Origin of the sequence: Brasilonema sp. UFV-L1 (assembly GCF_012912105.1) — a bacterium.
Taxonomy (GTDB): Bacteria; Cyanobacteriota; Cyanobacteriia; order Cyanobacteriales; family Nostocaceae; genus Brasilonema.
On the sequence record NZ_QMEA01000018.1, the window covers coordinates 17548 to 29692 of the forward strand.

Genomic DNA, 12145 nt, shown 5'->3' on the forward strand with positions numbered 1-12145 from the left:
TAGCCCAAGGTAGATATTTCCAATTATGGGTAGCTTTGGGTAGGTGTTATATAACGGTAATAATGGCAGTGTTAAATGCGTTGCCTTTACAGGTGTATCCCTCCCAACCGTTGATGCTCCTTGGTATCGATATCGCATTACAGACGCAGCGAACAGTTTATGACAGCCTTTATCTAGCTCTAGCTGTCACACAGGGATGCCAAATGGTCACAGCCGACAAAAAATTTTACAACGCACTCAATAATAGCACTTTTGCAAGCTCTCTGGTGTGGGTGGAAGAGATTTAAAAAAGCTAAAATGACTACAAAATATTAACAGAATCAAACTAGTACACGACGGCGCAAATAAACATACCATTTCAAACACCCAAAAGCCTTGTCTTTTAAGCATTTTGAATTTTGAATTTTGAATTTTGAATTCCAAGGGAGCGGTACTAGTGTAATATAACTCTGGATATACAAAATTCTCTTTTGGTTATAAAACGTAAAAATCGTAACCTTTTTGAAAGTGTAAAACAAAATCCAATCTCCAAAAATAGGGGATTTTTGTTTAAGAGGTCATTATTTTAATGAATAAAACTGATTTAGCTTTTACTCCAGCATTAGAACAAGCACAGTTAATCCGACGCCGAGAGGTATCGCCGTTGGAGTTGGTGGAAGTTTATTTAGAACGCATTTCTAGGTTGAATCCCCAACTGGGAAGTTATTTTACGGTGATGGCAGAACAAGCGATCGCAGATGCCAAAGCCAAAACAGAAATACTTTCCAATACTTCAGAACTACCACCGTTTTTTGGAGTGCCGATTTCTATCAAAGACCTCAACCCTGTTGCAGGTATCACTTGTACCTATGGAAGTCCCGCATTACTGAATAATATTGCTGACTATGATGATGGAGTCGTAGTCAAGATTAAACAAGCTGGATTTATTCTTTTGGGTAAAACAGCAACATCAGAAATTGGTTCGTTTCCTTACACAGAACCTACGGGATTTCCTCCAGCTATAAATCCGTGGAATTTGGACTACACCCCAGGCGGTTCTAGTGGTGGTGCAGCCGCAGCAGTAGCAGCAGGATTATGCGCGATCGCTCAAGGTTCTGATGGTGGTGGTTCGATTCGTGGACCTGCAGCTTGTTGTGGTTTAGTGGGAATTAAGCCATCAAGAGGACGGGTAACTCATGCACCGGTGGGCGATCGCCTCAGTGGTCTTGCAACAAATGGTCCCATAGCACGTACTGTTGCTGATGCGGCTGCTCTTTTGGATGTCATGTCTGGGTACGTCACGGGCGATCCATATTGGTTACCCAATCCAGAACCATCGTTTCTTGCTGTCACAAAAGAACAACCCAGCAGTTTGCGAATTGCTTATGCGACAAGTACTCCTCCTTTAGGGAAAGCTGACGCAAACTGTGAGCAAGGCGTTCTGCAAACAGTTCAGTTATTACAAGAACTTGGTCACACAGTTGATGCGACAAGTATAGACCTTGGTGGATTAGTTGAACCATTTCAATTTGTTTGGCAAACAAGCGTTGCTGCGTCGGGAATACCTGCTGAGGCTTTGCAACCAATGAATAATTGGTTGTTAGCTAGAACGGGTTCTGCAGGTGAGTATTTGCAAGCAGTTTCCCAAATGCAAGCAGTCGCACGACAAATCGTTGCATTTTTTGACACGATAGATGTGCTTGTGTTGCCAGTTTACCTACATTCACCCATCCGCGTGGGAGAGTGGGCAAACTTGAGTCCAGAAGAAACATTCCAAAAGATTATTAGTTGGGTTGCACCTTGTCCACCCGCAAATGCAACTGGACAACCGGCGATCGCTCTTCCAGTAGGTTTTGATGAGCAAGGTTTACCAATGAGCGTACAATTGGTGGGACGCCCTGCAGCGGAAGCCACTCTCATTCGCTTAGCAGCGCAACTGGAAGCTGCAAAACCTTGGATTCAACATCGTCCAGCTTTAGGATGAACGGTTTTTTTTAATCATGATGCAAGCAAGCATTTATGATGCAGAACCAGAAAGGAAGCTTTCAATTGCGTCTGCGACTTCCTGCGTAACTTCGACAGAAGGCAGATGGCTCCTCGAACTCGATCTATAAATGTGATACCAGTGGTATTTATTTGCAAAAACTTGTTGTGCTTCAAGATACTTAGTATCATCCGGTAGGGAATAAAAGTTCTTTATTTGCGTTGGTGAGTAAATATTGAGCACTGTTGGAGCCGGAGCAAGCGTCTCAAGAAAGCGCAAAGCACTGCCAAAATCTCTGTATGACCTGCCTATTTCTCGACCCGCGCGCGACCACATGTCGAAATCGTAATTTGTCATAAACTCATGGAAAGGTTTAGCGAGGTTAGGATCACCTACCGACCAACCGGTGAACAGTGCATCACGCGCACTTTGCCATTGATCGGGCTTTTGTAGCTTATCCAAAGTCTCAAAGAAGATCTGAGGCGGCTCAATAATGATCCACTCCAGAAAGACCATCTTTGGAACGCGATGAACCAACCTACGCCTTAGTTCAATCGCTATCCATCCAGCGTGTGCTACTGAGACTGTAACGAATTCATTTATGTTAAGTGAATCTATAAGCTTAATAGTTTCACGAATCATATCTTCACTGCCAAAGTCTCCCTCTGGACGCCGTGATTCGTTATGTCCCAGTAAATCGACGTTGATAACTCTTCGCTTTTTACTTTCGACTTGTGCAAGTGCTGCCAAAATCCCCCGATCAGCGCACCATCCTGGAAACAAGAGTAAGGCCGGTTCGCCTGTTCCTATGTCGTCGAAGGCAAGTTTTGATTTTCCAGTTAGCTCATCCATACATACATTCAATTTTTTCAAGGAAAATCTTTATAAACGAGATTGTAGTTGTTGTGCAACATTTAAACTAAACAATTCCAATATTTCTACTTGAATCGATAGTTATGGCATCACCGTTAAAGGTGAAGGCAGTTGCCTGCAAAGCTCTAATCATAATGTTTAGAGCGCCATTCCAATCCCTTGGTGCAGCGTATTGGCACTTTGGGCATTGGAATTTTTTGTTTCCACCAAGCTTGTGGTGGACATGACCACATCTGGGGCATGTTTTACTGGTGTAGGACTCATTGACCTGCGCTACAATGACGCCTTTTCTTTGTGCCGCCTGCTTGAGGTGTTGCTCAAAACGGTAATGGGAAAGCGTTAACATTTGCCGTGCCGACTTACTGTTAATCCTGCGCTTTTTACCTTTCCCGTTGATTTTGACCACCATCTGAGAACTATCAAAGGTTGGCAAGTAAATCAACTTGTAGGAATTGACAAGCAACGAAACGGCTTTGCTGTGCAAATCTTTGACCAAGTTCTGAATCTTTTCTCTGATGCGATCTGCTGCAATCCGCATTTTTCTGCGCTGACGGCTTTTAACTTTGGTGGAACGGCTTATCAAATCATCAAGGTGCAGGCTAAGACGCTGTATCCGCCCAATATCTCCCTTGCCAATCTCTAAAACATTCTCTCCATCGTAGCCAGTCAGAAAAGTGCGGTTACCAGGGTCAAGAGCTATTACTCTGTCGCTTCCGGTTCCCACTACCTCAATCACTTGAGGAAAACATGCGAACCATTTCCCACGCTGGTAAACAAGCTGAGTGCCGTATTCGCACTGATATGGCACTGGTTGAGAAGCTTGGTATTTTAAACCTTTGGTTGTTTTTGGATACCAAGTCCCATTTTTGTAGTTGCCGGCTTTGAACTTGATAGCTTGGCTCTTGGCTTTGCAAGATTTGAACTTAGCAAAACCGCGCTCTAGCTTAGCTTGCCGCCAGGAATCGCAAGCATCGTTACACGCTTCTTGCCGCTGGTGACCCGGTAGACTTACCCAGTCTCGGCATCAATAGAATGTCCACAGACCTGGAGTGATCAATTCAAGGAGGTGTTCATCCGGATCTCGGAAATACAAACTCCAGCCGCCCTGTTTCCAATGAACCTTGCTGTCGATGGGGATACTTCGAGAAGCCAGTCGTTTTTCCCAAAACTCTAGCTCGGACGTTGCAATTGAGAACGCCACGTGCAAGCGACCACTTCCACCATGAGGAGGAATCACTCCTTCTACCGTACCAACAGGAGACGTTGTCCTCCCTGGCTCCTGAGCGATGCTCTTTGGAAACAAGATGAGAGCTTGTCGGTTGGGCACCCGGAGCACACAGATCATTTCATCCATGATCTCTTTCTCAAATCCGAATAGGTCTTTATAGAACTCAACTGAGTGTGCCAAGTCCTCAACATATAACACGGATTCAACAATCCCATTGACAGTTTGCTTCTGGGTCATGGAATATAGCCTCTTCAAGAATAGCTACGACTCTTAAATTATAGTATTAGATATTTTAACGTTAAACTATTTAGTATCTAAAATACATATAAAGTAATATTTAGCGCTAAAATATTAATGGTTGAACTCGCCGCTCTATTCACGCTTTTAAGTTGCTAGAGTGTTGTTTTTGAGCGGTTGAACAGTTCCTGGTCACTCAGTCGTAGGCAACTCACAAAGTTAAAGATGAACAAAGCAGATACGATTAGACAAGTAGCGCTCGACTGGAAAGTGACGCGACCGGAAATCGACCCACGCCCGATGGTGCGAGTGCTGGCAGTGCTTCGTTCAGCCCTAGAACTCGAAAAGGCGACTGAAAAGCTCTTTGCCCGGTATGACTTGAATACGGCAACGTTTGGAGTCCTCGCAACACTGCGCCGTTCTTCGCCACCTGAGGGGATGACCCTTTCTCAATTAGCTCAATTTGTCCTGGTCACACCAGCTTCGATCACCAATCGCGTTGATCGTTTGGAAGCACGGGGTTTAGTCGAGCGGTATGATGCTACGAATGATCGACGGTGTTGGTTAGTGCGTCTGACTCAGAAGGGATATGACCTCATCGATGAACTGATTCCGCAACACGTGGAGAATGAGCGCCAGTTGCTTTCTGGTTTAAATGAGCAGGAACAAGAGCAACTTTATTTGCTGCTACTCAAGCTACTGGCAAGTCTAGAGGATGACTAAGTCATTTTTCAACCAATTGTAAAAAGCTGGTACTTTCTTAGTCAAAACGACTTTTGCAGTAGGCAAACTTTTCTTGAGCAAATCAATATCTAAGCTATCTAGCTGTTCTTTCAGTTCAGCAGAGTTAAGACTCGGTGAGTGATTTTGAGAGTAACGCTTCTGACTGAGAATGGGAGAAATCTAAATATTGAGTGAAAGTTTCCAATGCGGTTTGGTGATTGAGGGTAGCATTGTTCATTTTTGTAACCTCCGAATTTATGCTATCCCTACTTTGCCAGGAACTGATTGTGCTGTCTTTGAGCTAGCTCAAAGTTATGATGGACAAACAGTCTACTTTAATTTATCAGAAGTCCACTGATTGACATTTTTGACTGAAGTGTGAGCTTCCACAGATGCTGATTGGCTCTGTTCAATACGTGTTTTTTCTGCAATGTTGTCAGCTTGGCGACATTGCCGTATGACAGATGATAACTCAAGGAATGCCCCAGAACGATTGTCATTTCCCATATTTGACAACGCCCGTCCGACACCTTCTAGACAAACGCTCATGATCACAATCTCTGAATTTTTTGTGTTGAGCCGGTGGCGGAGCTTTTGGAGTTCTTGCTCATTATTGTTTAGCTGACTCTGTACTTCTTGAAGATGTTTTGTGGTTGTCTTTAACTCAAGATTAGCATTATCTAAATTTTGCTGTAAAGTGCATGCGTGTATTGTCAAGAAAGTCACGACACCAATTGTACAAAAATTGAGTCGAAAAGAGTTGTGCATAGTAGAAATGCTCTCATTCAGACATCAATGATTTTCTGACTCGTTTTGCATATATTACAAGCTTATTGTTCTACAATTTCATAAAAGTTAATATTGCGTTTACTCAAATAGTCATAAACCGTATATTCATTGGAAAGTATTAGTAAGAATTCAGGAGCCAGCAATTCTTGATTCAGAATACCTGAAGAATCAAGAAGAAATTTGATGGAATGAATACTAATCATCATAGACTCCTTATAAATTCTGACCGGAGGCGGAGCTTTCCTTGCTCCGCTTCTGACTCCTGAGTCCTGAATTCTTACAAGTATTAGTCTTTATTTTAAACAAAGCTACCGATAGACTACTTAAGTGTTGAGATTTTTACATATCATTTCATGGATACTTATTTTTACTAAAAAAGTATCATCTATGTGTTGCTTTTAAGGTGTTATAAACTTGACGAAAGAAGTTAATCATGAAAGTTAAACTATCTTCATGATTTTTTGTTAAGTGTGCCAAACTGGCAACATTACCTTATTAGATTTGTTATTCATTGATGTACCCGGACCATTTTATTTATCTCTACCTAATGAACAGGATAAAGCTTTTCATTCAAGGTTATGTGAGAAATATAATAGAATTAACCACCCTTGAACTATCTCATTTATTAGCAAAAAATGTTAGGTAAAGTGTGAAGTATGAACAGAAAAAGACAATGTTTAGATGTCCTTTAGGAAACTTTTTGTTCGCAGACGATTTTCCTAAAGGGATAGAAGAGTATGAAGTATGAACTAGAGGTAAAAGAGTGAAGGGTAAAGTATAAAAACTTTATCCCATATCTGATTCCATATCTTTTTGACTTCATCTTTTCTTTGGGTAGATAAATGGGGAAGTATTGCAGTTATTTTTTAAAATTACCGTGACAACATGATTGGTCAGTTACTAGCAGGACGTTACAAAGTCCTTAAAGTCTTGGGTGAGGGGGGCTTCGGGCAAACTTATATTGCTGAGGACGTTCACCTCCCTGGAAACCCTAAATGCGTCCTCAAACATCTCAAAACTTCTAGTACCGACCCTGACATTTTAGATACTATCAGAAGGCTTTTTCAAAAAGAAGCTGAAACTTTGCAACAGTTGGGCAACCACGACCAAATACCGAGGCTTTTAGCTTATTTTGAAGAAGACCAGGAATTTTACTTGGTACAAGAATTTATCAGTGGACATCCCCTGAGTATGGAACTTTCTCCAGGAAAAAGATGGACGGAACGCCATATTCTGGAAATGCTGATTTCGCTACTGAGTATTTTAGAATTTGTTCATGAGCGAGAGGTCATTCATCGTGATATCAAACCAGAGAACATTATCAGACGTGCTTCAGATAATAAATTAGTTTTGATAGACTTTGGAGCTATTAAGCAACTGCGAAGTCAAACGGCAGTTGGGATGGGGGCGAACAACATCACTCTCATCACGGGAACTCGCGGATATATGCCCTCTGAGCAAATTAGACGTTTACCACGTCCTAGTAGTGATATTTATGCTTTGGGGATGATGGGTATTCAGGGATTGACAGGGGTACATCCGCAAGAACTTGAAGATGATCCGCATACAGGAGAAACACTGTGGCAACATCTAGCAACTGTTAGTTCTGGGTTAGCTGCTGTCTTGACTAAAATGACGCGCTATCATTTTAAAGACCGTTACCAGACGGCGACTGAGGTATTGTTAGCACTTCAAGAATTAGCGGCAAACCCAGACAAATCACTGATAGAGGAAGCTTCTCCTACGACAAATATCCTTCATGAACTCTGTTTAGAGTGGGAGGAAAACGGACAAGTCAAAAATCGCAAAGTTCTCGAAAAGCAACAAAGTAAAAACCCCAGTCGAGGAGTCCGCATCGGTCGTGATCCCCAAGTATGCGACATTCTTGTCTGTGATGCAACAGTCTCTGCTTTACATATTGAAATTTTCTTTCATCAGGAAAAGCAAAGATTTTACTTGCGGAATCTGCGCCAGATGAATCCTCCGATTGTTGATAGACAATTACTTTTAGCTGGTGAAATGCCTCTTTCTGTTGGTAGCAATATACGTTTGGGGCAACAAAATTTTAAGGTGAGGGCTATTGTTTGCAAAGAGTATCCTAATGGATACGTACCTATAGAGTACTCTATTGTTCCAATCGCACTGCAACAACCTGTTGCTCAAACGATACGGATACCAAAAGTTAGAAAGACTGAGGAAACTTCACCAGAAGTTTTGTTGACTCCTGGTGAAGTACTCTCACCTTCATCAATCAAAGTGCCAAGATTACTTGGGATGAGTGTGGCAGCTTGTATCAGTGCTGTTGGTGGCTTTACCTTTTTAAATCCTAATAACATAGGTGGGAGTCAGGCACAACAAAATTTCATCTCACAGCAGCCACAACTATGTCGTATTGTTTCTCCACCTGGTGGTAGATTTTTGGCTGGATTACGTCCTGAACCTCAAACAGAAGTTGGCGCGCTCAAACAGTTGAATTTAGGCGAAAAAGTCTTATTTGTTCAGGTGCGCGGTGACTTTGTAGAAGTTAAACTGCCTGATGGAACTCAAGGCTGGCTTTTTAGAGATGAAGTATACCCTTGTACTGCATCAAAAGTGACCAATCAAAGATGAAAGATAAAGGATAAAACACAGAAATATTCAAAGCAATGAAAAATTTTATACTTCATTTTTCATCTTTTTGCCTTCAGTTCATACTTTAAATAACCATTTGATAGATGTGACTACACAGATGTGAAGAAACTATAAAATGTAATAAACGTCTTCTAGATTTATCCTTATGACGACTAACAACTGTTGAAAAGAGTTTTTAAACTGGAATTATTTTGTTAGTCAATGTAACTTTATATTATTTGCAGAGGGGAATCTATGTCACTAGACCAGGTAAATGCTTTTTACGAGGTTTTGATGTCGGATCAACTCATTTATGAGCAGTACCATAACAAGTGCTGTGTTAGAGGCGTATTTGGTATTTGGGATTGGGATAAAACCAAGATAGTTAATTTTGCTGCTCATCTTGGCTATATATTTACGGAAAGCGACCTAGATGAAGTATGGTTTGGTCAAGAGCCTAGCATTTCTGAGAGTTCCTCAAATTTATCAAAATACCAGCGTTATTCTATTGACCTCTCCCTCGGCTGACACACCGGGGAGAAGTCAACGTCTCATATCACTTACAAATCACTGATAGTGACTACTACAGTTACTCAAACTGCAGTTTGCCATCAATGTTGGCGATATGATCATCGAGATTAATGCTTGTAGAAACAAAGTTTTGGTTTCTTGTTTTACACTCAGCTTTGAGTACGTTACTACCAGACAGTCCTGTACCCCTGCAAGTTTCAATGAAATTACTTGGCTGCCAGGTTAGCTTTCCATCCACATTTTCAATATATGGATTTAAGTTGATCGAGGTTTGATTAAATCCGCCATTCGCTTTTTCGCAAGAAGCTGATAGCTTTGAACCACTGATTGATATGTTTTCGCAGGTGCGGCTAAATTTGCCGAGTGCCCAAGCGTTGTCGGTTACTAAATTAAACGACACAACAAGAGCGAACAAGAAGGCTACAGCAGCCTTTAATAGAAACAATCCTTTCTTCATGTTGGGATAACCTGGGAATTACATTTACAAAATTAGCCTCTATCTGCTGAATTTTTTTGTTTGGTTTTATCCAGCTTTTAGATGCGTCAAGATCAATCTAATACAGAATTTCACTTTTGTGTCAGTCTAATATAGAGACTTTATCCAATTTTTTTTTTGTATACAGAAAAGCTATCCTATCATCAGCGCTCAGTATTGACCGCTTAGAATTATAGATTGGGTTACACAAAGACGGCGAGAAAGCCCGTTCCTTCTGAGGACGGGATGAATCGTCGTACGCCGTCTAAGTAAAACTTTTTATAAATTCACAACCTTATTTGTCGTGCTCAGCTCAACGGAGTGTAGTATCACACCAGTCTGTTGGCTTTAAAGCGCTTTCCTTGAGTCTCCGGCGTGTAAGCGCGCGGAGTTTTTAGCCAGCTGTTCCTAGCAACTTAAAATGATGAGCCTTTGTTCTTCAAAAACTCCGTTTCTTCTGGAGTTGAGACTCTTCCCAAAATTTCATTGCGATGAGGAAAGCGCCCAAAATGCTGTATCACTTGCATATGGCGCATCGCATAATCAATGGAACTTGCACTGTCAGGATCGTTGTTCAGTTGCTCAAACAGTTGTACTGCTTGATGCTGATGCTCCAAGTTTTCGCTATGTTCAAAAGGCAAGTAAACAAACCAGCGTTGTACGGGTAGCAACTTTTGGTCATATCCTCGTGCAACAGCGTGCTGAGCCGCTGAGAGTGCTTCCCAGTCAGTCGCAAAAGCTTCGGGAGTGTCACGAAACATATTTCTGGGAAACTGGTCCAATAGTAAAATCAATGCTAGACAACTTTCAGGAGAATCCATCCAGTCGTCTAGATATCCTGCTGCTGCTTTTTGGTAATCTGTCAGAAACCGAATTCGCAGCTCTTCGTCAAATTCTGGTTTTTTAATGAACCAGAAAGACTTTGGTTTACCGTAGTCTGGTTCATTAGGACTACCAAACCAAAAGTCTAATATTTCTGCCACCTGTGACATGAGTTTTACTGAGCATTACAAAGAACTTGTCGCATTTTACACATATTTGCAGGCAATTCAAAGTTCATTGCTTGTTGAATGAAAATTGATGGTATTGGAATAGTCGGGGTTGCTTGCACAGCATAGCTCAGTAAAGTTCCTTTACCATAGTCTTTGAACTCTAAGTTGGCTGTAAAATCATGAAAACTTCCTTTTTGCAGCCTAAATTGTATGTGCTGCCCAAGCTCTTCAATAACATCAAGGTAAATTTCTACTTGGGCAGTTAGAAAGAAAAAAGATTTTTGTGCCGCTTGATACAGACGTTTGACATCACCGCGTTGTACTGCTTCACTTTTGGTGATATCTGGGAAATATTGTACCCAACGTGGGTAATCTGTGATCTGTTGCCAGACATATGATCGCACTAGGGGTAAATACATCCAGGCGGTAACAGCACCACCCCAAGCTGTGTGCGATCGCGTTTGTACCAGAACTTCGCCCTGCATCAGTAATCTTTGTTTATCTTGAGTCCAAGGCATATTTGAATCTGTAGGAAACGAGTCTGAGATAAAAGACGCAGACATAATTTTTTCAGTCACTCCTCAACATATCACCTAAAAAAGTTGAAACTGGTGAATACTTGCTTGATATTGAGTTCAACTCATTAATTACTAGTTCCAGTATGATATGAGAAGTTTCCGGAAATTGTGATCAATTTGTCATCATTACCAAAACTTTACTCAACTATCTGTCATGTTTATCACTAAAATTAAAGTATTATGTTCTCTAGCAGCTTATAATAGCAATCTTCCGGGATAATCTTTCTTTACCATTCCCACATGTAGTGAATACGATGGTGACTACAGATAAAATGCAGTGATTGTTGAGTTTTTTGGGAAATCAGATGAGTTCCTCTAAATTAAATCGGATATTAAACCAGGCTTTTGGGGTTTTTCTCGGTATGGCGATCGCTGTTTGGGTGCTGCGAGGTTTTGGTATTCTCGTTTTTCTTCCAGGAGGAGTGATTTGGCTGTTGGTTTTTGGGGCGATCGCTATGGCTGTTCTCAGTCACGTGCAAAAGACTTGGTGGCGTTACTAAAAGAAGAATCCATCGTGTTGTGACTATCGAGCATTAAGCCCGACGGAGTGGACAAAGGGGAGAGAGCTAAGGAATTGTCCTTCACTGCCTCACTCCCCTACTGCTCTTTTTGAGGATATTTTAGAACTTGGTGACTGTGACGTTAATACCAGAATCAAGTTTTGGAACTTTGAAATACTCAAATGCCTCTGTAGGTTGAGAAGTCTGGTTGATTTGAGAGGCTTGGTTCTTTGTTTCCTCTAAACATTGTTGGAGGGTATTCCCAGGAGATTTTATCACCTCAAGTGGGTTAAGATTTTTGCATTTTGACTCACGTACCACCACTATTGATTCAGAAATTTTTCTGAGATTGTTGGTTTGGTCTGTGCTATTAACTATTCCGTTATGAATTGTAGCTGGTTGAGTAACAAGAGCAGCCGCCCGACGGTGGTTAGTTATGGGAGAAGAAATATTTTCTTGGTTGGCGAAGGCAGGATGAGCTACAGTGCTAGTGCTCATTATTACGAAGAAGGCTGTCAGTAAGCGTTTCATGATATTTAAGAAGAACACAGAACACAGAACACAGAATCTAATTAGGTAGGGATTCAAAGGCTACCTTTATTATTGTCTCCCACCCAATATTTAAGTGTGGACATTGTGGTTTTGA

The 12145-nt window shown here is 41.5% G+C and carries 13 protein-coding genes and 1 pseudogene; 6 read left to right on the top strand and 8 right to left on the bottom strand.

Annotated elements, in window-relative coordinates; genetic code table 11:
- Positions 1 to 62: 62 nt before the first annotated feature.
- Entirely contained in the window at positions 63 to 287 is a 225-nt protein-coding gene (locus tag DP117_RS08115; RefSeq protein ID WP_211175980.1) for a type II toxin-antitoxin system VapC family toxin, read from the top strand.
- A 281-nt stretch (positions 288 to 568) separates the two neighbouring features.
- Positions 569 to 1963: an amidase gene (locus DP117_RS08120; RefSeq protein ID WP_169217811.1), complete on the top strand. Its 1395-nt coding sequence runs from the start codon at positions 569 to 571 to the stop codon at positions 1961 to 1963.
- 33 nt (positions 1964 to 1996) lie between these two features.
- On the opposite strand, the gene DP117_RS08125 is transcribed toward DP117_RS08120, so the two are convergent.
- From DP117_RS08125 to DP117_RS08135, 3 genes and pseudogenes are all read right to left on the bottom strand, one after another.
- Positions 1997 to 2815 (bottom strand): alpha/beta hydrolase, encoded by an 819-nt coding sequence (locus DP117_RS08125; RefSeq protein WP_169217812.1) that lies wholly within the window; start codon positions 2813 to 2815, stop codon positions 1997 to 1999.
- A 67-nt stretch (positions 2816 to 2882) separates the two neighbouring features.
- Positions 2883 to 3821 (bottom strand): annotated as a pseudogene (locus tag DP117_RS08130) (transposase); the annotation flags it as partial.
- A 39-nt stretch (positions 3822 to 3860) separates the two neighbouring features.
- A complete protein-coding gene (locus tag DP117_RS08135; protein ID WP_169217813.1) occupies positions 3861 to 4301 on the bottom strand; it encodes a VOC family protein in 441 nt (146 codons plus the stop codon).
- A gap of 225 nt (positions 4302 to 4526) precedes the next feature.
- Between DP117_RS08135 and DP117_RS08140 the strand changes: the two genes are divergently transcribed.
- Entirely contained in the window at positions 4527 to 5024 is a 498-nt protein-coding gene (locus DP117_RS08140; RefSeq protein ID WP_169217814.1) for a MarR family transcriptional regulator, read from the top strand.
- 330 nt (positions 5025 to 5354) lie between these two features.
- On the opposite strand, the gene DP117_RS08145 is transcribed toward DP117_RS08140, so the two are convergent.
- Complete coding sequence (locus DP117_RS08145; RefSeq protein ID WP_169217815.1) at positions 5355 to 5792, bottom strand: hypothetical protein; 438 nt, start codon at positions 5790 to 5792, stop codon at positions 5355 to 5357.
- A 906-nt stretch (positions 5793 to 6698) separates the two neighbouring features.
- Here DP117_RS08145 and DP117_RS08150 point away from each other — a divergent pair.
- Together DP117_RS08150 and DP117_RS08155 are read left to right on the top strand one after the other, a co-directional pair.
- Positions 6699 to 8423 carry an FHA domain-containing serine/threonine-protein kinase gene (locus tag DP117_RS08150; RefSeq protein ID WP_169217816.1) on the top strand — a complete coding sequence of 575 codons (1725 nt, stop codon included), beginning with the start codon at positions 6699 to 6701 and terminating at the stop codon, positions 8421 to 8423.
- Positions 8424 to 8678: 255 nt separating this feature from the next.
- On the top strand, positions 8679 to 8951 hold the full coding sequence (locus DP117_RS08155; RefSeq protein ID WP_169217817.1) for a hypothetical protein: 273 nt from the start codon (positions 8679 to 8681) through the stop codon (positions 8949 to 8951).
- Between the two features lie 61 nt (positions 8952 to 9012).
- Here the strand turns inward: DP117_RS08155 and DP117_RS08160 are convergent, their stop codons facing one another.
- From DP117_RS08160 to DP117_RS08170, 3 genes are all read right to left on the bottom strand, one after another.
- Complete coding sequence (locus tag DP117_RS08160; RefSeq protein ID WP_169217818.1) at positions 9013 to 9411, bottom strand: CVNH domain-containing protein; 399 nt, start codon at positions 9409 to 9411, stop codon at positions 9013 to 9015.
- A gap of 434 nt (positions 9412 to 9845) precedes the next feature.
- Positions 9846 to 10421 carry a DUF924 family protein gene (locus tag DP117_RS08165; protein WP_169217819.1) on the bottom strand — a complete coding sequence of 192 codons (576 nt, stop codon included), beginning with the start codon at positions 10419 to 10421 and terminating at the stop codon, positions 9846 to 9848.
- 5 nt (positions 10422 to 10426) lie between these two features.
- The gene (locus tag DP117_RS08170; RefSeq protein WP_169217820.1) at positions 10427 to 10984 is read right to left on the bottom strand and encodes an SRPBCC family protein; all 558 of its coding nucleotides are present in this window, start codon (positions 10982 to 10984) and stop codon (positions 10427 to 10429) included.
- Positions 10985 to 11304: 320 nt separating this feature from the next.
- Here DP117_RS08170 and DP117_RS08175 point away from each other — a divergent pair, with 320 nt between their 5' ends.
- Positions 11305 to 11499, top strand: coding sequence for a hypothetical protein (locus tag DP117_RS08175; RefSeq protein ID WP_169217821.1), 195 nt, complete (start codon positions 11305 to 11307; stop codon positions 11497 to 11499).
- 120 nt (positions 11500 to 11619) lie between these two features.
- On the opposite strand, the gene DP117_RS08180 is transcribed toward DP117_RS08175, so the two are convergent.
- Positions 11620 to 11997, bottom strand: a complete 378-nt coding sequence (locus DP117_RS08180) for a hypothetical protein (protein WP_169217822.1) — start codon at positions 11995 to 11997, stop codon at positions 11620 to 11622.
- Between the last annotated feature and the right edge of the window lie 148 nt (positions 11998 to 12145).